Genomic DNA, 20876 nt, shown 5'->3' on the forward strand with positions numbered 1-20876 from the left:
TCGCCACAAGCTTTTGGCTGATAGCTGATAGCTGAGAGCTGAATGCTTACGAAGAAACTCTTTTATGCGGGAAGTAGCTAAATCATGACAGTAGTCACCACACCTGTTGAAACTAATCCCATTGTGCTGAGGATGCCTCCAGAATTGGATATGGATGATGACCAATTTTTTGAGTTTTGTCAGGTTAATCGAGATTTACTTATTGAACGCACATTCGACGGAGAAATAATTATTATGCCCCCAACAGGAGGTGAAACATCTGACAAAAATTCCGACATTAATTTTCAGCTACGGTTATGGAACCGCCAAACAAAGCTAGGGAAGGTTTTTGAGTCTTCTTGTGGCTTTAAGCTGCCCAATGGGGCAGATCGTTCTCCTGATGCATCTTGGCTCAAGCTGGAGCGCTGGGAATCCCTGAGTAAAGAAGAAAGAAAAAAATTTATTCCTCTGTGCCCAGATTTTGTGATTGAGTTGCGTTCCCCCAGTGATAGGGTAAAAGATCTCAAGGAGAAGATGGAGGAGTACATGGACAATGGTGCGAGGTTGGGGTGGTTGATTGAGCCAAATAGTCGTCGAGTGTATATTTACCGTCCTGGTGCTGATGTGGAGCAATTGGAAAATCCCGCTACGGTGAAGGGGGATGATTCGGTGCTGCCTGGTTTTGTCATGGTTATGGAAGAAATTTGGGAAGCTTGAGGAGTGGCACGTTCGTAAGCATTCAGCTATCAGCTATCAGCGTGTCGCGTATCAGCTTATGGGCTACGCGCACGCTACGCCAATGGCTGACAGCTGACGGCTGACGGCTGAATTCTTAAACACTTTCAGCCTACTCCCTTCGCTCCTCCTTATCCAAAACTGACGTTAGTTATTCTTGCAGTCTGTGATTAATGTCTTCTACTGATAAGCTCAAGGCTTCAGCTATCTGTTCCACACTTAACCCTAATCCTAATAAATGGGAAATAGCTTTCTGTAGTGCTTGTTCAGTTTGCTGTAGTGCTTGTTCAGCTTCCTGATAAGCCATGTCCAGTTCTTGAAAGTTTAATAGCTTTTTTCCCAACTTCGGATCGAAAAACTCTAGTTTTCCCTGATTCACTTGAAGTTCTAAACCTAAGACTTCACTGTAAATCGAGAAATCTTCATCTCCTAAAGGTTTGCTAGCCATAGGCTCATAGTTTCCCTCCACCAGACGTAATCCTTTCAGGGGTGGTTGGAGATAATCTTCCACAGGGTCATACTGCATGTATTCTAATACTCCCATATCTTGGTATGTTTGGCGATTAAATCTTTGATCAGTTCCCTTAGTATTTATTGAAGTTACTTCTAATATCCAACTCGGAAAATTTCCTCCTTCTTCCCAAACTTTGTAGTGTTTTCGTAGTTTATTTTCTACTCCGAAAATTACAAATACATCAGGCTCAATTACCGCATCATATACGCCTTCTAGGTAGTAAATCGATAAGTTGCCGGAAACATAAACATCGTCTCGATTTTTGAAATAGTTTTTCAAGGCTTCTACGCCATAAATGATATAATCTCGGTTAGGGTCACTTTCTGCCATTGGTGTACCATTAGTATTGCGATAAAAAAATTTAGGTTTTAATTGCTCATTAGTCATTGGTCATTCAGCAAGGGAGTAGGGAGTAGGGAATAGGGAATAGGGAACAGGGAATAGGGAACAGGAAATAGGTAAGGGGGAATAACCAATTTAAACGTGACGGTTAACCTCTGCCACTGATAAATTTAGTGCTTCAGCTATCTGTTCAACAGTCAAGCCTAAGCTTAATAACTGGGAAATAGCATTCTGTAGCCCTTCTTCTGCTCGTTGTCGGGCTTGAGCTTCAGCAGCTCGCTCTAACTCCGCTTGTTGTCGGGCTTGAGCTTCTGTGGTTTGCTCTAACTTTGCTCGCTGATAAGCTATCTCCAGTTCTTGAAAATTTAATAGCTTTGTACCCAGCTTCTGATCAAAAAATTCTAGTTTTCCCTGATGCACTTGAAGCTCTAGACCTAAGACTTCACTATCAATAGAAAAATCTCCATCCCCTAAAGACTTGCTGGGGATAGGTTTATACTTTCCCTTCACCAAAAGTAATCCCTTAAGTGGCGGGTTAAGATAATCCCCAGTAGGGTCATACTGAAAGTATTCTAATACTCCCATAGTTTGGTATAGTTGGCTTTTTGTGGTTTGATCACTATTCCGGCTGCTTTTTGAGGTTATTTCTAATACCCAACTGGGCAGTTTTCCTCCCTCTTCCCAAGTTTTGTAGCTTCTTCGCTGTTTGTTTTCTACGCCAAAAACCACAAATACATCGGGAGAGACTACCTGATCGGGTTCTCCTTTCTGGTAGTAAATAAATAAGTTACCGGAAACATAAACATCTTCCCGATTTTTGAAATAACTTTTTAAGGCGTTTACCCCATAAATCAGATAATCCCGAGTAGGATCACTTTCTGTCATAGGCTTACCATCACTGTCGGGGTAGAAAATTTCGGTTTTGAGTTCGTCAGTTACTTTAGTAATAGGTACTTTAGTCATAGGAAAGACACCATTCGATTAAAATTGAAACTAGAAACTTGAAACTTAACAAATTAACCGGACTTGGTATTAGTGAGTAAGCAGTCAGCGGTCAGCGGTCAGCGGTCAGCGTGGCACAGGCTTTGGCCTTGGCCTTTCGGCCACGCTACGCGAATGGCCACGCTGTGCGAACGAAGCTGTGACTTCACTGAGATTAAACCAATGCTTACCTGTTTGATTCAAAAGCTGTTCCCATAGCGCATTAGCTGATAGCTGATAGCTGATAGCTGATAGCTGATAGCTGATAGCTTACATTAGTGAGCATTTTCTGTATGGGAAATAAGGGTAATGGTAAAAAGACTTTCCCCATTACCCAAAGGTGTAATTGCAATCACACCGCATTACAGAATCTCTAATTACCTTAATTTGACCATCAGTAGAAAAAACAGATCACCTGTCACTGGACATTTGAGCCACTCTATGATACCGCTGCTAGCATTGACCATCAAAAAGTGTGTTAAGTGTCGGAAGTGTCGGAAGTGTTGGAAGTATGGCAGGATTCCGACTCCCGACTCCCGACTCCCGACTCCCGACTCCCGACTCCCGACTCCGGACTCCCGACCCAAGTGATAAGTACTCTAGAATAGATACACGCTATGTTGAATCGTCGAAGGTTACTAAAGTTAAGTCTTGTTTCAGCTGCTAGTGCCTTGGGTATGTCAGCAGTCTGCTCAAGGGTGAGAACTGAGGTTAGTAGTAGAATGCCGGACTATAGCAGCAGTGGAGTTACGTTATTACAGCAGACAACACCCCTTGAGGATGGCTTTTTCTTTCCAGCGGAATGGCAGCCCCATGAATTCACGATCATGGTGTTTCCTCCAGCTCAGAATTGGAAAGGCTATGGTCTGAAGAAGGCAAGGCGGGAATGGGCAGCAGTGGCGAATGCTGTCAATGAGTTTGAACCGGTTTCGATGGTTGTTCATCCTCAAGACAAGGGTGTGGCTAAAGGCTTGTTGAGTTCAGATATCGAACTAATTGAATTTCCCGTAAACGATGGCTGGGCCAGGGATTCCGGTCCAATGTTTTTGGTGAACGGCAAGGGTTCACGTCGGGTAGCTGGGTTTACTTTCAACGGTTGGGGCGGTAAGTTTCCCCCCTATCAGGACGATGCTTTACTTAAGGCGCGATTATCTCACTATCTTGATACTACCATGTACTCATCCTCTCTAGTGGTGGAGGGGGGTGGTGTGACATTAGATGGTGAAGGCACTATTATCACCACTGAGGAATGTTTACTGAACCCTAATCGCAACCCCACCATGAGTAAGTCTCAAGTTGAGAGAGTGTTGAAGCACTATCTCGGGGCTGAAAGGGTGGTTTGGCTAGGTCGTGGTATCGTACCTGATCCGGTGACAGATGGACATGTGGATGGGATTTGCGCATTTGCCGCACCTGGATTGGTCTTACTCCATAGCACTGATGATGCTAATGATCCAAATTACAAGATTTGTCGGGATGCTAAGCATCGATTACAACAAAGTACTGATGCTCGTGGACGTAAGTTTGAGATTGTTGAGATTCCTCTTGGCTTAGATATTGCTCACATGAATTTTTACATTGCTAATGGTGCGGTAATCGTTCCGATTGCTGGTGACTCCAGCCAAGATGATGCTCCCCTTGCTATTCTGCGTGAGGTTTTCCCTGGGCGGAAGGTTGTTGGTGTAAATAGTCTGATTCTGGCTGAAGGTGGAGGAGGAATTCATTGTATTACCCAACAGGTACCTGTGGCTAATGGGGTAAGCCGTCAGCCGTCAGCCGTCAGCAATCAGTAAATTTTGGGACAGGAAACAGGCAAGATGTCTGTTCCACCAAGATGCCCGTTTTACAGAAATAAATATTTAAGCAAGATTTAACAAATAGTCTGTGATTTTAGTACAGTTTTATATTATCTATTACTAGATAATTTTATTGATAATCTTCTCAAACTACAGGTGATTAACCTCAAAAAAGTATTGAGTTTTATAACCTTTAAAAACAGGGGGTTTACCCCATGCTCCCATCAATTTATCTTGTGGTATAATAAACTTGCTCAAAACACCTATATCAAAAACAGAGAGTAAAACTATGACAAGTGGAAAAAGTCTTCAGGTGACCCCATATGCTCAAAATAGATATAACATTACTCAACCAGTTGATTTTGAGGTAGGCGTGAATTACAGCGGTGCCTTAATGGCAATTGCTGGAGCGGATGGGGAATTGGCAGAAGCAGAATTACAGTGGTATATTGATGAACAGGAAATGTTGCTAGTCGAATCTGAAGAAAAAAAAGAATACATTGAAGCGCTCCGCCAATTCGATTGGAAAAATGCTAAAGTTGAGGAGCTATTGAGTAGTCTCAAGTATGACTTTCCTCTGAATTTTCGTCGAACCCTTTTGTACCAAGGGATCAAGATGTGTCGAGCCGATGGTAATTACCATGACAAAGAAAAAGCATCTGTGGCTAAAGCGGCAGAAATTTTAGGGATTGAACGCAGCGTGGCGGTTAGCCTGGAGTCCCTGGCCGAACTGGAAGATTCAGCGGAGCGATTGCGCCTTGCATTGTTTGAAACCGACGTTTAATTCGGGTGTATCTCATTAAAGCTGTTTGACCCGATGGTGCGTTACGGGACGGACTTTCCCAACACTGGCTACCCAAAACAGTAGGGTGATCCCGTCCCTAACGCACCCTACTGTTTTACTGACAGTTTACCAGATTGCCGCCAAGAACATCTAAAAGAATGAGTAGCCACAGGGACGAAGAAACGATCATGGAAAATTTTGACTGGAATCAGCTTTCACTAGAGCAATTGAAGTTGCTTCAATCGAAAATAAGCAAAGCGATCGATCTTAAGAGACGCGACTTAAAGTTGACCCAATCTACTGCCAATATCACCCAAGTTTATGAGTACAAGGTAAGTTTGGCTAAGGTCTCTCCTGCTCGCCTACGTAGCTCCCTGTCTGATTATCAAAAGTGTGTTTTCATGATCAGTCTGGGAAGTAAAAACTTTGTTTATAGTGAGCGAATCGAAGCCTTGATAAAATGGATTAGCGAACAATTCAAAGCTTGCCTAGTATTAGTTGGGGACAGTTTATATCGACTGACAATCGAAGTTAGACAGGGACTTAAAGGGGATGAAGCTTGGCTGGAGGCAATTCGCACTGGAGAGACCTTTATTAATCAAAACCGTTTCTTGTTCCAGCAATACTCTGGAAGTTGTCAATTCCAGTTCCAGATGGCTTCCCAAATAGAGAAGCAATCAGAATTTGAGATGTATTACAAAGACTTTCAGGGTCTTTATCAACAGGATGAATCTTTTCAAAAGATGGTCAACTCCTTTGCCCAAACCTATCTTAATCGGGGGGAACAGTCAGAAGAAGAGGAAGTAGAGCAGCTTCTCCAAAGGCAAAAGCACCTGGCGATCACCTACCTGCTGGAAGAGTCAGCTGTGTTTACCTGCCTTGCTAAAGAAGGATGGCCAGTTTTTGTTTATCCTGGGTCAATTAAAACTTTTGAAGAAATTGCGGAAGGGTTGCACCCAGAGGTTCCTTTACCTCTCAAGCAAATGATCTGGGTCAGCCTGCGTCTTAAAAGGAAGGCTACTGCTGGAGAAAGCATCTAAGGGCTTTGAGGTCAATGGTGGTTGCAGAATCGGGAATCGGGAATCGGGAATCGGGAATCGGGAACAGGGAACAGGTAAAAAATCCTGTGTACCTCATAGGTATGGAAAACGCGATAAGACAACAAGAGGTATTTGAAATTATGACTCCTGACTCGAAGTTGCTGACTTCAGCCTTTCAAAAGAAGCCATGGAATTCACCAGCCTCAAATCTTTTTCTCAATTCCTGGCGCTGAATTTTGCCGATCCCTGTTTTCGGAATCGTCTCTTTGGGAACGGGAATCAGGTAATCTGGATTTAACCCAATCGTGTTCACAACGGTTTTCCGAATTTTCGCCATGCACTGCGTTTAAGGAATTATCGTCAGTATCAGTAGCACTGAAAAAGATTGCCAATCTATCAGTATTGTCCCCAATTATCCGAACATAATCTAACCCACCACCGGGTCAAACAGCTTTAATGAGATACACCCACCAACTCAGACAGGGGTTAAATTTCATCGGGATTAATACCCATCTGTCGTAACCGTTCTGCTAATTGTTCAGCTCGTTGTTGAGCCAGTTCAGCTCGTTGGTGTTCCTGTTCAGCTCGTTGTTGAGCCAGTTCCTTCTCTTGACGTTCCTGTTCAGCTCGTTGTTGAGCCAGTTCAGCTCGTTGCCGTTCCTGTTCAGCTCGAAGACGTTCAAGTTCAGCGTCAGTGGGAATCCAATTCCCCTGTTGATCATACCAACGTAGCCACAACCGATTCAATCCCCGATATTCCCCAAACCATAGTCCTAAACCCAATTGCAACTCAGGCATCCAAAATTGGGAATTGTCTAATGTTTGTGGTTGATAGCTGCCCTCATCTAAGTGAAAGATTTGTAATTCGTTACTGACTCGGTCAAAGGTGACATAGTAGGGAATAGCTAAAATTTGCTCGTACACTTCCCATTTGGTCGGTGGTTCTCCCGTTCGTTCACTGTAACCAAGGTCTTGATCTTTGGTACTAGCAGAGAGCAATTCTATGGCCACAATTGGTCTGACCTCTTCTTGCCAGATCACATAACTCATTCTGAGCTCTCGTTCCTGGTAGAATCGGGAAATCCCCACTACAGCAAACCAATCCGGTCGTTTGTACCAAGCGGTATGGTTGGGGTCATAATATAAATTTAAGTCACTGGCCACAAAAACGCGATCGCTCTCATAATTGGGAGGGCGAAATGTCTCACTACACAGTTGTGGTTGCCAAAGATGAAATTCGTCAGGCAAACCCGGTTCCTCGGGATCTTCACTGGGTAAATCATACATGGTGGGCAGGGTTTCTTTGGCCGGATGAGGGAGAATAACCTGCTCAAATAAGGGTTTGGCAACAGACATGAGATTACCTCAATTTTTTCCGACTCATGATTTTGATTTTAGCAACTGTCGGTAAGCATTTAGCCGTCAGCTGTCAGCTGTCAGCCATCAGCTGTGCTCCCTGTTCCCAGATCCGCTGTTCCCAGATCCGAAGTTCCCTACTCCCTACTCCCTACTCCCTACTCCCTACTCCCTACTCCCTACTCCCTTTTCCCTTTGCTCTATACTAATAGATAAACTAAAAAACAAATACCAATATCATGCTGGATTGGTTAGCAGTTTGGGGAATTTCTAGTGCCGGTGGCTATCTCGCCAAAGAAGTAATCGGTCCCTTGGCCAAAGAAGCTCTAGAAGACTACACCAAAGATTTTTTCAAAGAATCCATCAAAGACTATACTGGACTATCGGATCAAAATACCCAGAAAAAACTCTTCGGTAAAGCTTTAAAAGAATTTGTAGCCTTAGTTGAAAGAGAATTGGAAGATGCTGAGTTATCCAAGCAAGAATTAAAACAGTATACTAAACCCCTCAAGCAGTATATTAAAAACAAATCCATTAAAGCTATCCTAGGAAGTGCGTTTAAATATGGCTGTCAACACATAGATACCGAGACATTAACCAAGACTTGGATTGAGCTTAAGTTATTACCATTACCAGAAGAATTTCGTTGGAAGTATATTGCTAGACAGTATCTCAAGCAAGTACACACTATCATCCGGGAGTCGGATCAGTTACGGCCTATCCGAGATTCCCAAACCTTGGATGCGATTAGCCCGAAGGGCTACGCTACGCGATCGCAAAAAACACTAACGCTACCGCAGGCATTATCCCAGACTTTGACTTAAGCACCTATCAAGAAGGACTTCTAGAGCGCTACGGTAATCTGAGCTTAGATAGTTTAGATACCAATGCTTGTGCCTATAACGAACTAAAACTCTGGAAAATATTTATCCCTCAAAATGTGCGAGAGGTTCATGACCTGATGCCGTCAGCTATTCATGAACTGCCTAAGGATTATTATCGAAAACTCCTAGAGAGTGGTCAACTAGATCAGGAAATTGACAAAGAGGAGTTGAAACGAGCCAAAGAGATTTATCATCAACAGCCGGTTAAATCCGTATTAGATGTTATTAATGAGTCTCAAGGTTATCCCTATTTGGTAGTTTTAGGAGACCCAGGCTCCGGTAAATCTACCTTGCTGCAATATTTAGCATTAAATTGGGCAAGAACGGATCTGACTACTGCCCTTTCTCTACCAATTCCCTTACTGATTGAATTACGTACCTATATCCGCAATCGCGATAGTGGACAGTGTAATAACTTCTTGGAATTTTGCAATCAAAGCAGTGGAGCGATATGTCATCTCAATCAACATCAACTGCATCACCAGTTAAAGGCTGGTAACGTATTAGTGATGTTTGATAGCTTGGATGAAGTCTTTGAGCCAGGGAAACGAGAAGATGTGATTACGGATATTCATCGCTTTACCAATACCTATCCTAAGGTAAGAGTAATTGTTACATCTCGCGTCATTGGTTATAAATCCCAACGGCTACGAAATGCTCAATTTCGTCATGTGATGCTCCAAGACTTGGAGTCAGAACAAATTCAAACCTTTATCGAGCACTGGCACGAGTTAACCTTTACTAATCAAGCCGATAAAGTTAGGAAACGCGAGCGCTTACAAAAAGCAATAGACACATCACCTCCAATTCGACAACTGGCGCAAAATCCCCTATTATTAACTATGATGGCAATCCTGAACCGCAATCAAGAATTGCCTCGTGACCGCTCTGAACTCTACAACCAAGCGTCTCGATTACTGCTCCATCAATGGGATGTGGAACGAGCATTACTAGAAGATAATCGTGTTGATCCCAAGACGATTGATTATAAAGATAAGCAACAAATGCTTGGAAAAGTGGCATATTTTATGCATGAAAATCAAGCAGGGTTAGCGGGAAATCTGATTAGTGGAGAGGATTTAGAAAGGATTATCAAAGATGAGCTGAAATTACGGGAGGTTACTAATCCCAGAGCCGTTGCTAAGGTAATGATTAATCAGTTGCGCACCCGCAATTTTATCTTGTGTTTCATGGGAGCCGATTACTACGCCTTTGTGCATCGGACATTTTTGGAATATTTCTGTGCTTGGGAATTTGTCAGTAAATTTGAAAAAAAACAGGAAATTTCCCTAGAACATTTGAAAAACGAGGTATTTGGTAAACACTGGCAGGATGAATCTTGGCATGAAGTGATCAAGTTGATTGTGGGCATGATTGATTCCAAGAAAGGTGGAGAGATTATTGAGTATTTGATGGCAAAAGATGGAGAAGGGGATAAGTTTCATAATTTATTTCTGGCAGGGGATTGTTTGTCTGAAGTCAGGAATCGGTATGATATTAAATCAACGGATACTGAATTACTGAATTGCTTCAAAGACTTAATTCACTATGATCTAAATTATGATTATAAAAAGTATGAATATCAGGGATTCTTAGTCCGTTATATACGCACTACAGCTGTTGTAGGAGTAGCCACCCATTGGCAAGACCATCGAGATACCTTACCCCTACTTCAAGTATCGGCTCGCTCCGATACTGATTCGGATGTGCGAGGTACAGCAATTTACCAGTTAGCTCAATGTTACCAAGACCATCGAGATACTTTACCCCTACTTCAAGTATCGGCTTGCTCTGATCAGCATTGGTGGGTGCGAGGTATTGCAATTGAACAATTAGCTCAAGGTTACCAAGACCACCCAGATACCTTACCCCTACTTCAAGAATCCGCTCGCTCTGATCAGATTTCGTGGGTGCGACGTACAGCACTTGAACAGTTAGCTCAAGCTTACCAAGACCACCGAGATACCTTAGCCCTACTTCAACAATCCGCTCGCTCTGATAAAAATTCGTCGGTGCGACTTACAGCAATTGAACAGTTAGCTCAAGGTTACCAAGACCACCCAGATACCTTAGCCATACTTCAAGAATCGGTTCGTTCTGATAAAGATTCCTGGCTGCGAAGTACAGCAATTGAACAGTTAGCTCAAGCTTGGCACGATCAGCCTTGGTTATGGGAATTTTTATGCGTTCGCGTAGCGGCTCTTTCAGAGCATCGCATTCTCCATGACCCCTTTGAGCGTGATCAAGACGAGGATTACGACAATGTCAATCCTCGACAAGTAGCCCTTCAGGCCATCCTGAAATATTATCCTAACCATTCCCAAACCCGGTCTTTATTGAAAAATAGAGCAGAGCATGACCCCGATCCTAAACTGCGGGAATTTGCTCAAGAGAAATTAGCAAAGTTACGCTAGTTCTGATAGTAATCAAGTATACAGGATTTTTTACCTGTTACCTGATTTACTAAAATTCTTAACTGATTTACCTCACCTTATTGATAACTGCTATCTATTATCAATAAGGTTTCAAAAAGGCTTGATAAGTATTATGAAATATAGTAAATTGCTTAACAGCAAGTAAATACTCCCAAAGTCGAAAACCTTGGGAGAGTCATTTTAGGTTACATTAAATCCAGTCTAGCATCCCTATTTTAATTGTGAAAATAAAACCATGGGAATAGATTCTAATTTAGAATGTAGAATTTATAATTTAGAATTTGTAAGCAGGTATACAAAATTGATTACACATTTCACAAAATTAAAAACCTTACAATGTCAGGATTACAGAAATTGAGAGTAGGTAATTAATTCTGTGTAGGTGTTTAATTCTACATTCTTAATTCTACATTCTTAATTCTACATTCTTAATTCTACATTCTTAATTCTACATTCTACCTTCTACATTCTTAATTCTACATTCTTAATTCTACATTCTGCCTTCAAGACCCTTCGACAACAATCGCTCCAATAACGGTTTAGGAATTGTCTCGAAATCCTCCAACAAGAGATCCATAATGGCCAGATGGCGCAAGTGACCAGGAGTGGGAGGGTAACAGCGACGACTGGTGTTAAACCAGCCGTTAACGGTGTGAACGGAACAAGAGCAGATTAAAGCCATATCTTCCCGACTCAAGTCCCACTTATTGTAAAACCGTTGCGGTGTCATACCCAATTCGGAGTAACTGTAAAGTCGGATCAAGATTTGCTCGCGCTCGGTAATGGGATAGGGATAGGAATACTCGCCCTTTAACTCCCTCTGTTGTGCAAGCTGTTCCAGGCGCTCCATTGTGCTACGCACACGCTATGCGAAAGCTTCGTGATAATCGATGGGATGATAAACGAATCGTTTTTTTGGCATGATAGAGTTACCTCCATTTAACTTGGGGGGGAGAGCCGCGCTTCCAGGTTGGTGGCCGATGATCGCGGCTCTTTTTCCAATGATTATAGTATAACCAATGGCTACTATTCTTGTCAACAATAAAATCAAAAAAATCAAGGTAATTTACATAAAAGTTAATAATTATTTAAAATATAACGATTAGAATGGTAGTTTTTTTAGCTAGTAGCTTAAATCTGGATCATGGCAGTATAAACTTAGTGATTGCCCCAAGTTAAAAATTTACTTATCAAGGTAGGAAACAGGGAACAGTGATAATATTTGATTTTTTAAGTACTGAAATTGATTGTTATATTATGTCGGGATAATTACCCTTAATAAAAAGGGTGCATCTCAGTGTCTTGATGCAAAGCGCGAGTGGGGGAAACCACGGCAAAGCGCGAGTGGGGGGAACCCCCTTTGGCGGCGCTGCCTCCCCTGTTCCGAAGCTGCATCACTTTTGCAATTAGGCAAAAATTCGGGCGAAAATTCCCACACTCCTCACACTCCCCGCGCCCGGGCCCCACACTTCCCACACTTCCGATCTTTTTTACAAATATGAGATGCACCCAATAAAAATCTCCCCCATCTGGCCATCTGGCCATCTGGCCATCTGGCCAGATGAGGAGATGAGGAGATGGGTAATTGGTAGCGAAGCAACCGTTAACCTTTGACCAACCTTTGACCAACCTTCGACTAACCTTCAACCTGCAACCTTCACCCAACCTTCACCCAACCTTCAACCAACCTTCAACCTGCAACCTACCCTACACCGAACGCCAAAGGCGAACAACCTGCAACCTGCAACCGTTAACCAACCTTGGCCTTTCGGCCACGCTACGGGAACAACCTACCCTACACCGAACGCCAAAGGCGAACAACCTGCAACCTGCAACCTGCAACCGTCAACCAACCTTCAACCTGCAACCTGCAACCTACCCTACACCGAACCGCCAAAGGCGAACAACCTGCAACCATCAACCAACCTTCAACCTGCAACCTGCAACCTACCCTACACCGAACGCCAAAGGCGAACAACCTGCAACCTTCAACCTGCAACCTGCAACCTGCAACCTGCAACCTTCAACCTGCAACCTTAAACCTGCAACCGTCAACCAACCTTCAACCTTCAACCTGCAACCGTCAACCAACCTTCAACCTTCAACCTTCAACCTGCAACCTGCAACCTGCAACCTGCAACCTGCAACCTTCAACCTTCGTAGGATACTCTTGAATGTTCTCATCAAAAAACCCGGTCAAGACCGGGAAAATTGCTGAAAAACCAATCAACTTACCAAAGCTTGGCTTTATTACAAAAAATCGTGGAATGTTTGGAAGCCCCGTCTATGAACGGGCAGGGTGCTGACCCTTGATGACCTTTAGACGGAAAAGAGAAAACACTCCCACACCTTGTACCCTTTTTTGAGATCCTAGAAGGTCATCAATTATTAACATTCCGAGACTTGGGTCAGCTCACAAACCTTCTATGTGACTATCTGATCATGTTACCTGATAATGTTACAGGTGAGGGGGCAAGCCGCATAAACGGGAGTCTGGATCAGATCAGGCTCGCCATGTAGCCAATTTAACCAACGAACTTCCTGAGGATGAACCCCCTTAAAGGTTAAGACTCCTGCACCTAATATCACTGCTAAAACATTTACTCCAATCATACTACCTGCTACTAGTAATACAGCACTAACCGGCAGAATCGATTGTAGAGCGATCGCTAACAGAGCGCCGGTGGTCACCATCAATACAATCAACGGAAAACCGACAACCAGTAAGCAAACTGCCAAGGTAAATGCCCAAATTAAAAAGCTTTTGACCACTGCTAATGAATCAGTTTGTGTCAAGCTTTGACTTGTGGTTAATGCCATGGTGTTTTCTCCAGTAATCATTAAAAAAATGAATTGACAGTGTCTGTCATTCATTGACAGGGTCTGTCTTTGAGTAAATTCTTTGATTGGAAATTTTCTAGGTGAGTTTCAGTATAGGTAAAATTTTGATGAAGATGAACCTTTTGTCAAAAAAGTTTACAGTCAACTCGTCCGACCTATGTATCAAAATTGTTACAATCGTTAAAAGCCGGAAATTATTGGTTATCTTAAGACAGACCCATAATCTACCATTAGACAGATGAAGCAATTTTTGATCGCTGATACATGGACCGAAGATATAGACCCAATCAGTTATAGGGTTATAGTTAGAGTTATATAGACCGAATCAGTTATAGAGATAAGTTATAGAGTCGCAAGAACAAGAAAGGGAACTAGGGTCACCGAATCGGATCAGGATGGGTGAGGGGTTGACTCCGATTTGCTTAACATTTATTATACTTTGCTTAATATTTTTTATCCAAATTGAATAGTTTTCTAATATTAAGCATAATTACTGATAATTAAGGATAATTACTCATATTAGGTATTTGTGATTAGGACTTTCCCCCCCGTCCCTTGCTCAACCCTAATCTTAGGGGTGCTTTGAATCAATGGGGCCCTTTGCTTGCGCCCTGACGGCTTGCGCCCCGCCCTCAAGGTGATCTTAAATCTGGTCTTGAGCAGGGGAGAGGGTTTTAGAGCTTTTCCTGCTTACTCAAAAAGAAACAATCACAAACAATAACAAACAATTAGATGGTGACAGCTGACGAATTTCAAAACATACATAGTCCTATAAACACATCACCTCCTCACCATTTATAGCTCGAAGAAATGAAATTGGTCTATAGCGTTTCTCATACTTATCAGGTACACTCAATTTTCTTACCCCGACTCCCGACTCCCTCGGTGCGCTTGACCCGTAATTAAATTCGCCACGGGTCGCACCGCTCCCGACTCCCGACTCCCATTAACCCAGGACGAAAATCCCTTACCTAAGGTAGAACTGTTATAAGTTATACTCAACCCTAACTGTTGGGAAAACTTAATGTAAGAGTTTGTAAAATAAATTCTCGTAGCCCAACTGTAGTTGGTAGTTGAAAGATGACAGACCCACAGCGTTCACCCCGGATTGCACCAGCACCACCGCCTTCGAATATAGCGTCTAGACCAGTATCTGCTCAAGCCAATCAATCGAGACCTGCACAACCAAGAGCCATGGCTCCAAGAAGCAGTCAAGCCGGTGCCGCAGTAGCCTCACGCCCTCGGCCTGTGGCCACAGCAGCTCAGAATTCAGCCACTAACGTCCAAGCAAAACCATCCGCCAATCAGCACCAGCAGACACCCCATAGCATCGGTCTGCCCCCTGGACAGTCAAGCTTAGAAAGCATTGTCCGTGAGGCTTTTGAGAAAGGAGTGTCTGATATTCATCTAGGTGTTGGTGAAACTCCCCGTTTCCGGAGTCGCGGTGAAATGGAGCCAACCGAATATCCACTCACCGATCACGCAACATTTAACTGTTGGCTCAAGGAAGTAATGACTGATGAAGAAATCCGGCGCTTTAGAGAAGAGTTGGAATTTGATGGGGCAACTCAGTACGAGTTTAGTCGGGTAAGGATTAATGTCTTCGATAGCCTTCTTGGTCCTGCCATGGTCTTGCGGATTATTCCCCTGAAGATATTGACCCTTGAGCAGTTGCGGTTGCCACCAATCCTGAAAGATGTCTGTCATTACCATAAAGGTCTCATTTTGGTCACCGGTCCCACAGGTTCCGGAAAATCTACCAGCATGGCCGCAATGATAGACTATATGAACAAAGAGATGGCGCGGCATATAATTACCATTGAAGACCCCATTGAATTTATCCACCAAAGTCGAAAATCTCTGGTTAAACAGCGGGAAGTAGGAATGCATACCCGTAAATTTGACCGGGCGTTGAAAGCCGCTTTGCGGGAAGACCCCGATGTGATTCTGATTGGGGAAATGCGAGATCGAGAAACAGTCAATACAGCTCTGAAAGCTGCTCAAACTGGTCACTTGGTCATGGGTACTTTGCATACCAACAGTGCCGTGAAAACCATTGAGCGGATTCTCAATCTCTACAATCCAGAAGAACAGGCTCCCATGCGGGTGTCCATATCAGAAGCCCTAGTAGGAGTCATTTCCCAAGGGTTGTGCCGTACTACCGATGGCAAGCGTGCTGCTTTTCATGACATCCTGATTAATACTGAATCCATTAAGGATTACATCCTCAAGGGCAAATACGAAGAAATTGAACAACTGATGGCGGACAGTGAATTTGACGGTATGGTTACCGTAAATAAATCCTTGTTCGCTCTTTACCAAGAGGGGCGTATTACTGAGGAAACTGCCTTGGAAAAGTCACCCACTCCCAACGAGATTGCAATGATGTTGCGCGGTCGGATTTAGGGATTAGGCAGGCTTGTATAGGGATTAGGAATTAGGGATACTGACTTAACCCCTAAAACCTAACCCCTAATATCATGTCCGGATAATTAGTGATGAAAAACCTTCTCCCTTCAAACCTTACTCCTTTCCTTCAGCAAAGCTGCCTTCTGCCCTCTGCCTTCGATTTACCAAAGTGTAAGTATTCAAACGGACATGATATCACACCATTACCGTAACACCTTGACCATCAAAACTAAATTGACATAGTACTAGCATATGCTGGATGAAACCCCCTCGCCCCAACTGTTTAAAGGTATTGCTATATTTACACCAGGGGAAGATCTAGTGTATAGCATTGACTTTAATAAGCAGAGTCACTGGCACCTGCATCTGTGTGCGAGTTTACAGGAAATACTGGGGTTACCAGAGCCACCTCATTTTTTAGTCCCCGGATATACTGCTACCATTGATCGGTGGATTGACCCTCAAACCAATCAGTTGCGCATGTCAGCAGAAATTCATTGGTTGGTGCAACATCATCAGGCATTGTTAAATGCCGTATTTGGCACTGACAACCTGATTTGGCAAGTAGCCCCTTGGGAGGAAGAGTCCTGTGACCCGGCGGTGCTAGAAACTTATCGCAATCAGTTTCCCCAACTTTGGGAAAACCACGACTTGATCCTGCGCATTGACCGCCCAGAGCCATTATCCTACTACGATACAGAAGAGGTTTTGCCAGAAAGGGTTACTAATCAAAACTCTGGGAGATGGTCACCTCAGCAGCATTTGAGAGCTATTGAAAAGCTGCCGGGTTTATCTAAGTCTGCCACTGATAGTACAGACTCACTGACTGTCACCGATGTCACCAAACCTGATTCTTTATCCAGGATGTCCCTGCCTGATGTGTCTCACTCCCAGGCACAACCTACCCATAGCTATGTCCTGCGTTTGTTCGTTTGCGGACATAGTACAGAAACTGAGTATACTCTCAAGAGTCTATACCAGTTGTTAGAGAATCATTTAGGTCATCCCTATACCCTAAAAATTATTGATGTTTTCAAGCACCCAGAACTCGCAGAAAGTGATCAGATCTCAGCTACACCGACACTACTCAGAGTATGGCCCGAGCCTGTCCGGCGGATTGTCGGTGATTTGAACGATATTGATCAGGTATTGCAGAGATTAACCAGCAATATAGTTGACTCCTCAGCACTTAAGCAATAAGCTTTTAATCGGTAATTTTAATCGGTAATAGGTAATATAGCAGTTCTCAATTGGGTATTGAAAACTGCTATATGTTACTTTTGTTGTTACTTTTGTTTAGCAGCAGCTTTCTTTTTGGTCTTTTTAGTCTTTTTGCTAGCATTTGCCGCTTTTTTAGCCGCTTTGGCCGCAGCGATCGCTTTTAACCGAGCTTCTTCTTTTTCCTGGGCAATCTTTTCAAGATAGTAGTGGTAATCTCCCAGATAGGTACAGAATTCGCCATCCCGGATTTCCACTATTTTTTTGGCCACTTTCGAGATAAAATAGCGGTCGTGGGAAACAATAATTACTGTACCATCATAGGTACCGAGTGCTTCCTCCAACATTTCTTTGGCTGGGATATCCAGGTGATTAGTCGGCTCATCCAGAATTAGTAAATTAGCAGGACAAAGGAGCATTTTGGCTAAGGCCAGGCGGGCTTTTTCGCCTCCACTAAGGGACTCAACCTTTTTATATACCGTGTCCCCAGTAAACAGAAACCGTCCCAATAGGGTACGCACTTCCTGATTTTTCCAGTCTGGGACTTCATCATGGATGGTTTCCATGACCGTTTTGCTCAATTCTAGGGCTTCTGCTTGATTCTGCTCAAAGTAACCAGGAATCACATTGTGTTTGCCCAGTCCTACTATCCCTTCTGTTGGCTTTTCCATTCCCATGATCATCCGGAGTAAGGTGGATTTACCGCAACCATTGGGACCGATGAAGGCAATGCGATCGCCCCGTTCAATCAACAAGTCTGCTCCCAGAAATAAAATCTTGTCATCATAGTCATGGACTAAATCCTTGATTTTGACTACCTCAAAACCACTACGAGGGGCAGGAGGGAATTGGAATTTGAGAGTTTTGAGATTAGCAGTTGGGGCTTCTATCCGTTCAGTTTTTTCTAATTGTTTCTCTCGGCTTTTGGCTTGGGTAGACCGGGTTGCACTAGCACGGAAACGCTCAATAAAGGCTTGCTGCTTTTCTATTTCCTTTTGTTGACGCTCGTAGCTACTCAGTTGAGCTGCCTGCATCTCGGCTTTCTGCTGGAGATAAGCTGAGTAATTGCCTAGGTAGGTAGTCGAGACACCCCGTTCGGTTTCTACAATTTGGGTACAGAGGCGGTCAAGAAACTCCCGGTCGTGAGATACTATTACCATTGGGGTCTTCAGACCCTTGAGATACTTTTCTAACCATTCGATGGTTTCCAAGTCAAGATGGTTAGTCGGCTCGTCCATTAGTAGGACGTCTGGCTTCTGGAGCAGGATTTTGCCTAAACTCATGCGCATTTGCCAGCCACCACTGAAAGCACTCACTAAGCGATCGCTATCCTCTGGCTCAAATCCCATCTCCGGCAAGATCTTGTCAATTTTTGCTTGTAAGCCATAACCATCGAGGGCTTCAAATTGGCGCTGCAACCTATCTAGTTTTCTAATCAGCCCTTCCAATTCTGCTTCATCAGCCATTTCCATGGCGTTTTGGACTTGTAGCATTTCGGAGTGTACGTGGTTAGCTTCCTTAAATACCGTCCAGAATTCTGCTGAGACCGTGCGGGTTGGGTCTACTTCAAATTCTTGGGTGAGGTAAGCGATATGAAGACTGGCAGGACGGATAACAACGCCGCTGGTGGGTTCCATCTCTCCAGCAATAATTTTCAGTTGGGTAGATTTCCCGGCACCATTGACGCCAACTAAGCCAATGCGATCGCCTGGTTTAACTTCCCAGTTGACATCCTTTAGAACTTCGCCAGTGGGGTATACTTTACTAATTTGTTCGAGTCGCAGCATTAAGATGTCTCCAAGGAAAATTTTAGCTGGGGACTTTTATTCCTGATCCCAAGTTGCTGTCGGGTTGAGATACTCTTAAACCGTGATTAATCGGGATAAACCCGGATTTAACGGTCAAGGTACAATTTATTGTTGTCCGAGTGAGGAGTGGTTAGACGGTAATTGGAGTTAAACCTACCACCCAGCTATCTGGACGTTCCTCACATCTCGATGAGGAGTTGCTTGAAAGCCTGAGTCTTACTATGTTTGGAGTTAAGCCAACCAAGCTCAACTGCATCAGCTAGACTCAATCCCAACCCTTTCAAGAAACGCGCGGTACGACGCAACAACACGGCCTGAACCTCAGTCCTAGAAGAGAACCGAGAAATCTCGAAGTCCGTACCCCTCGCAAGGATGTTCTTGGCAGCATTGTGGTCAGCCGGCAACACGACCCCATCAAATCCGGTAAAACTGTCCCCAGTCCTTTTCCCTAATAGGGTTCCATTCCTGGAGTCAATTTGCGACGTGTAACTAGGCTGAACTTCCGTGACAACCGAGCCAGTCCAGTCAGCCCATTTTTGCAGGGAGTCTCGCATCTGTCCAATCATCCAGCTATTGAGCTTGCGAGACATGGCCAACGACTGGCGCTTATTCTTAATTGGTTGTGTTAAATCTTCTGCAAAAACTTTTAACGCTCTTCCTCCAACTAGTGACTTGGAGGCAGCTCCGAGTACTGACTGTATTTCTGATTGATCTTGCTTGTAACGTTTGTTCTCGGTTTTTCTGCTCAGATTATTTCTTAATATTCGAGCTGATTTAGCTGGGTCTAACTTTTCTAATTTTCTATGAAGTGCCCAAAGCTTTCCTCTTTTTCGGTTCTTGGCACATATTCTATCTGATTTCTTGCTTAGCAAGACTCCTAAGCCTTTCCCATGAGCCTTGCCTTCCGAATCATAGAAGGCTTCTGTGTAACCTTTGTCTACTCCTATCTCGCGAGGTCTTCGAACAGATTCGACTCTTCCATGGTCAACCAAGAAATGAATCTCAAATTGTTGAGACTGGTTATTATATATCAGTCTGATCTGACCTTTTACTTTTCTGTTACTTTTGACAACGATCTTGTTTCTTTTTCTACTCGTTAATCCAGCTATTTCCAGCTGGTATGTATTAGGAGAAAGTCTTTTGCACTTGTATCCTACTTGTTGATAAACCATCTGATTGTCAACCCAAGAATGACCTCTTTTAAATTCTTTCCTGACAAGCCGGTGAAGTAGTGGGTTCTCCAGGAAAGCTAAGGTTTTAAGCTGCGTGGCATATTCTTTTCTACACTTTTCGTTTTCTTTTCCGGGAAATCTTTTGTAGATCTTTTTAATTACAGCATCGGAGGAAGCTGCCTGCTGAGCTGTGATTGCCTTGGCTACATCGTTGATCGTCCAATCCATCAATTTAGCCGGTAAGCCCAGGGTTTCAGGAGTCCTAAAGCTTTTGATCTCGGGGATAGCCTTTTTCCAATCCATCCCCCAATGGCTAATGCTACCTAGCTTGTTGTAAGACTCGGCTCTAACGATGCCTAGCTTCTTGATCGTAGAGAACCACTCTTGCTTGACCGAATTATTCATTCCCACTACGGGAACGACTTGAGTCGATATTTTCTTGGTTGTCCCCAACTTTCTTGGCATCATTAACTGCTGTTTCTTACTTCTCCATCTTACCCTAGCGCTACAAAAATGTCCATGTCCGTTTTGAGGTGTTAAATCCCGATTTGTACCGCTTTATTGGCGTTTAAGCGCGAGACT

The 20876-nt window shown here is 43.6% G+C and carries 21 protein-coding genes and 1 pseudogene; 12 read left to right on the top strand and 10 right to left on the bottom strand.

Features of this window, described 5'->3' with window-relative positions:
- Positions 1–84 precede the first annotated feature (84 nt).
- Entirely contained in the window at positions 85–696 is a 612-nt protein-coding gene (locus tag F6K64_RS23700; RefSeq protein WP_287266448.1) for a Uma2 family endonuclease, read from the top strand.
- Positions 697–865: 169 nt separating this feature from the next.
- On the opposite strand, the gene F6K64_RS23705 is transcribed toward F6K64_RS23700, so the two are convergent.
- Together F6K64_RS23705 and F6K64_RS23710 are read right to left on the bottom strand one after the other, a co-directional pair.
- Entirely contained in the window at positions 866–1615 is a 750-nt protein-coding gene (locus F6K64_RS23705; protein ID WP_287266450.1) for a Uma2 family endonuclease, read from the bottom strand.
- Between the two features lie 90 nt (positions 1616–1705).
- Positions 1706–2533, bottom strand: a complete 828-nt coding sequence (locus F6K64_RS23710) for a Uma2 family endonuclease (protein WP_287266453.1) — start codon at positions 2531–2533, stop codon at positions 1706–1708.
- A 63-nt stretch (positions 2534–2596) separates the two neighbouring features.
- Here F6K64_RS23710 and F6K64_RS23715 point away from each other — a divergent pair, with 63 nt between their 5' ends.
- From F6K64_RS23715 to F6K64_RS23735, 5 genes are all read left to right on the top strand, one after another.
- The gene (locus tag F6K64_RS23715; RefSeq protein ID WP_154659977.1) at positions 2597–2770 is read left to right on the top strand and encodes a hypothetical protein; all 174 of its coding nucleotides are present in this window, start codon (positions 2597–2599) and stop codon (positions 2768–2770) included.
- 263 nt (positions 2771–3033) lie between these two features.
- Entirely contained in the window at positions 3034–3159 is a 126-nt protein-coding gene (locus F6K64_RS23720) for a hypothetical protein (RefSeq protein WP_267872122.1), read from the top strand.
- 9 nt (positions 3160–3168) lie between these two features.
- Entirely contained in the window at positions 3169–4344 is a 1176-nt protein-coding gene (locus F6K64_RS23725; RefSeq protein ID WP_287266456.1) for an agmatine deiminase family protein, read from the top strand.
- Positions 4345–4636: 292 nt separating this feature from the next.
- The gene (locus F6K64_RS23730; RefSeq protein ID WP_071106672.1) at positions 4637–5131 is read left to right on the top strand and encodes a tellurite resistance TerB family protein; all 495 of its coding nucleotides are present in this window, start codon (positions 4637–4639) and stop codon (positions 5129–5131) included.
- Positions 5132–5319: 188 nt separating this feature from the next.
- Entirely contained in the window at positions 5320–6171 is an 852-nt protein-coding gene (locus F6K64_RS23735; protein ID WP_071106673.1) for a tRNA-dependent cyclodipeptide synthase, read from the top strand.
- Positions 6172–6346: 175 nt separating this feature from the next.
- Here the strand turns inward: F6K64_RS23735 and F6K64_RS23740 are convergent, their stop codons facing one another.
- The 3 genes and pseudogenes from F6K64_RS23740 to F6K64_RS39060 form a co-directional block, all read right to left on the bottom strand.
- Positions 6347–6508, bottom strand: a complete 162-nt coding sequence (locus tag F6K64_RS23740; protein WP_229420232.1) for a hypothetical protein — start codon at positions 6506–6508, stop codon at positions 6347–6349.
- Between the two features lie 149 nt (positions 6509–6657).
- Positions 6658–7458: a Uma2 family endonuclease gene (locus F6K64_RS23745; RefSeq protein WP_502708061.1), complete on the bottom strand. Its 801-nt coding sequence runs from the start codon at positions 7456–7458 to the stop codon at positions 6658–6660.
- A pseudogene (locus tag F6K64_RS39060) lies at positions 7434–7520 on the bottom strand (hypothetical protein); the annotation flags it as partial. The pseudogene F6K64_RS39060 and the gene F6K64_RS23745, both read right to left, overlap by 25 nt.
- Before the next feature lie 33 nt (positions 7521–7553).
- On the opposite strand from F6K64_RS39060, the gene F6K64_RS23750 reads away from it, so the two are divergent.
- The 3 genes from F6K64_RS23750 to F6K64_RS23760 are packed head-to-tail and all read left to right on the top strand — an operon-like array spanning position 7554 to position 10825.
- Positions 7554–7736 (top strand): hypothetical protein, encoded by a 183-nt coding sequence (locus tag F6K64_RS23750; protein ID WP_271968388.1) that lies wholly within the window; start codon positions 7554–7556, stop codon positions 7734–7736.
- 30 nt (positions 7737–7766) lie between these two features.
- Positions 7767–8351 (top strand): hypothetical protein, encoded by a 585-nt coding sequence (locus F6K64_RS23755; RefSeq protein ID WP_008190833.1) that lies wholly within the window; start codon positions 7767–7769, stop codon positions 8349–8351.
- Complete coding sequence (locus F6K64_RS23760) at positions 8333–10825, top strand: NACHT domain-containing protein (protein WP_411550863.1); 2493 nt, start codon at positions 8333–8335, stop codon at positions 10823–10825. Before F6K64_RS23755 ends, F6K64_RS23760 begins: the two co-directional genes overlap by 19 nt.
- A 511-nt stretch (positions 10826–11336) precedes the next feature.
- On the opposite strand, the gene F6K64_RS23765 is transcribed toward F6K64_RS23760, so the two are convergent.
- Positions 11337–11708, bottom strand: coding sequence for a hypothetical protein (locus F6K64_RS23765; RefSeq protein WP_229419075.1), 372 nt, complete (start codon positions 11706–11708; stop codon positions 11337–11339).
- Positions 11709–12431: 723 nt separating this feature from the next.
- Between F6K64_RS23765 and F6K64_RS23770 the strand changes: the two genes are divergently transcribed.
- Positions 12432–13064: a hypothetical protein gene (locus F6K64_RS23770; RefSeq protein WP_287263256.1), complete on the top strand. Its 633-nt coding sequence runs from the start codon at positions 12432–12434 to the stop codon at positions 13062–13064.
- Between the two features lie 227 nt (positions 13065–13291).
- On the opposite strand, the gene F6K64_RS23775 is transcribed toward F6K64_RS23770, so the two are convergent.
- Together F6K64_RS23775 and F6K64_RS23780 are read right to left on the bottom strand one after the other, a co-directional pair.
- Positions 13292–13666, bottom strand: a complete 375-nt coding sequence (locus F6K64_RS23775) for a hypothetical protein (RefSeq protein WP_044495632.1) — start codon at positions 13664–13666, stop codon at positions 13292–13294.
- Positions 13667–14548: 882 nt separating this feature from the next.
- A complete protein-coding gene (locus F6K64_RS23780) occupies positions 14549–14689 on the bottom strand; it encodes a hypothetical protein (RefSeq protein ID WP_154659978.1) in 141 nt (46 codons plus the stop codon).
- A gap of 78 nt (positions 14690–14767) precedes the next feature.
- Between F6K64_RS23780 and F6K64_RS23785 the strand changes: the two genes are divergently transcribed.
- Positions 14768–16093: a type IV pilus twitching motility protein PilT gene (locus F6K64_RS23785; protein ID WP_008190847.1), complete on the top strand. Its 1326-nt coding sequence runs from the start codon at positions 14768–14770 to the stop codon at positions 16091–16093.
- 255 nt (positions 16094–16348) lie between these two features.
- Positions 16349–17296, top strand: coding sequence for a circadian clock KaiB family protein (locus F6K64_RS23790; protein WP_008190849.1), 948 nt, complete (start codon positions 16349–16351; stop codon positions 17294–17296).
- A gap of 86 nt (positions 17297–17382) precedes the next feature.
- Here F6K64_RS23790 and F6K64_RS23795 read toward each other — a convergent pair whose 3' ends face one another.
- Both F6K64_RS23795 and F6K64_RS23800 read right to left on the bottom strand, forming a co-directional pair.
- Positions 17383–19101, bottom strand: a complete 1719-nt coding sequence (locus tag F6K64_RS23795) for an ABC-F family ATP-binding cassette domain-containing protein (RefSeq protein WP_008190851.1) — start codon at positions 19099–19101, stop codon at positions 17383–17385.
- 200 nt (positions 19102–19301) lie between these two features.
- Positions 19302–20759: a zinc ribbon domain-containing protein gene (locus F6K64_RS23800; protein ID WP_044495634.1), complete on the bottom strand. Its 1458-nt coding sequence runs from the start codon at positions 20757–20759 to the stop codon at positions 19302–19304.
- Positions 20760–20876: the final 117 nt, after the last annotated feature.

The organism is Moorena sp. SIO3A2 (assembly GCF_010672265.1).
Taxonomy (GTDB): Bacteria; Cyanobacteriota; Cyanobacteriia; order Cyanobacteriales; family Coleofasciculaceae; genus Moorena; species Moorena producens.

What these genes read in the sequence shown, in the direction of transcription:
- F6K64_RS23745 (WP_502708061.1), bottom strand. Translation starts at nt 7,458, where the DNA reads ATGTATGATTTACCCAGTGAAGATCCCGAGGAACCGGGTTTGCCTGAC.
- F6K64_RS23795 (WP_008190851.1), bottom strand. Translation starts at nt 19,101, where the DNA reads ATGCTGCGACTCGAACAAATTAGTAAAGTATACCCCACTGGCGAAGTT.
- F6K64_RS23740 (WP_229420232.1), bottom strand. Translation starts at nt 6,508, where the DNA reads ATGGCGAAAATTCGGAAAACCGTTGTGAACACGATTGGGTTAAATCCA.
- F6K64_RS23730 (WP_071106672.1), top strand. Translation starts at nt 4,637, where the DNA reads ATGACAAGTGGAAAAAGTCTTCAGGTGACCCCATATGCTCAAAATAGA.
- F6K64_RS23710 (WP_287266453.1), bottom strand. Translation starts at nt 2,533, where the DNA reads ATGACTAAAGTACCTATTACTAAAGTAACTGACGAACTCAAAACCGAA.
- F6K64_RS23800 (WP_044495634.1), bottom strand. Translation starts at nt 20,759, where the DNA reads ATGCCAAGAAAGTTGGGGACAACCAAGAAAATATCGACTCAAGTCGTT.
- F6K64_RS23700 (WP_287266448.1), top strand. Translation starts at nt 85, where the DNA reads ATGACAGTAGTCACCACACCTGTTGAAACTAATCCCATTGTGCTGAGG.
- F6K64_RS23735 (WP_071106673.1), top strand. Translation starts at nt 5,320, where the DNA reads ATGGAAAATTTTGACTGGAATCAGCTTTCACTAGAGCAATTGAAGTTG.
- F6K64_RS23785 (WP_008190847.1), top strand. Translation starts at nt 14,768, where the DNA reads ATGACAGACCCACAGCGTTCACCCCGGATTGCACCAGCACCACCGCCT.
- F6K64_RS23705 (WP_287266450.1), bottom strand. Translation starts at nt 1,615, where the DNA reads ATGACTAATGAGCAATTAAAACCTAAATTTTTTTATCGCAATACTAAT.
- F6K64_RS23750 (WP_271968388.1), top strand. Translation starts at nt 7,554, where the DNA reads ATGATTTTGATTTTAGCAACTGTCGGTAAGCATTTAGCCGTCAGCTGT.
- F6K64_RS23755 (WP_008190833.1), top strand. Translation starts at nt 7,767, where the DNA reads ATGCTGGATTGGTTAGCAGTTTGGGGAATTTCTAGTGCCGGTGGCTAT.
- F6K64_RS23725 (WP_287266456.1), top strand. Translation starts at nt 3,169, where the DNA reads ATGTTGAATCGTCGAAGGTTACTAAAGTTAAGTCTTGTTTCAGCTGCT.
- F6K64_RS23775 (WP_044495632.1), bottom strand. Translation starts at nt 13,666, where the DNA reads ATGGCATTAACCACAAGTCAAAGCTTGACACAAACTGATTCATTAGCA.
- F6K64_RS23790 (WP_008190849.1), top strand. Translation starts at nt 16,349, where the DNA reads ATGCTGGATGAAACCCCCTCGCCCCAACTGTTTAAAGGTATTGCTATA.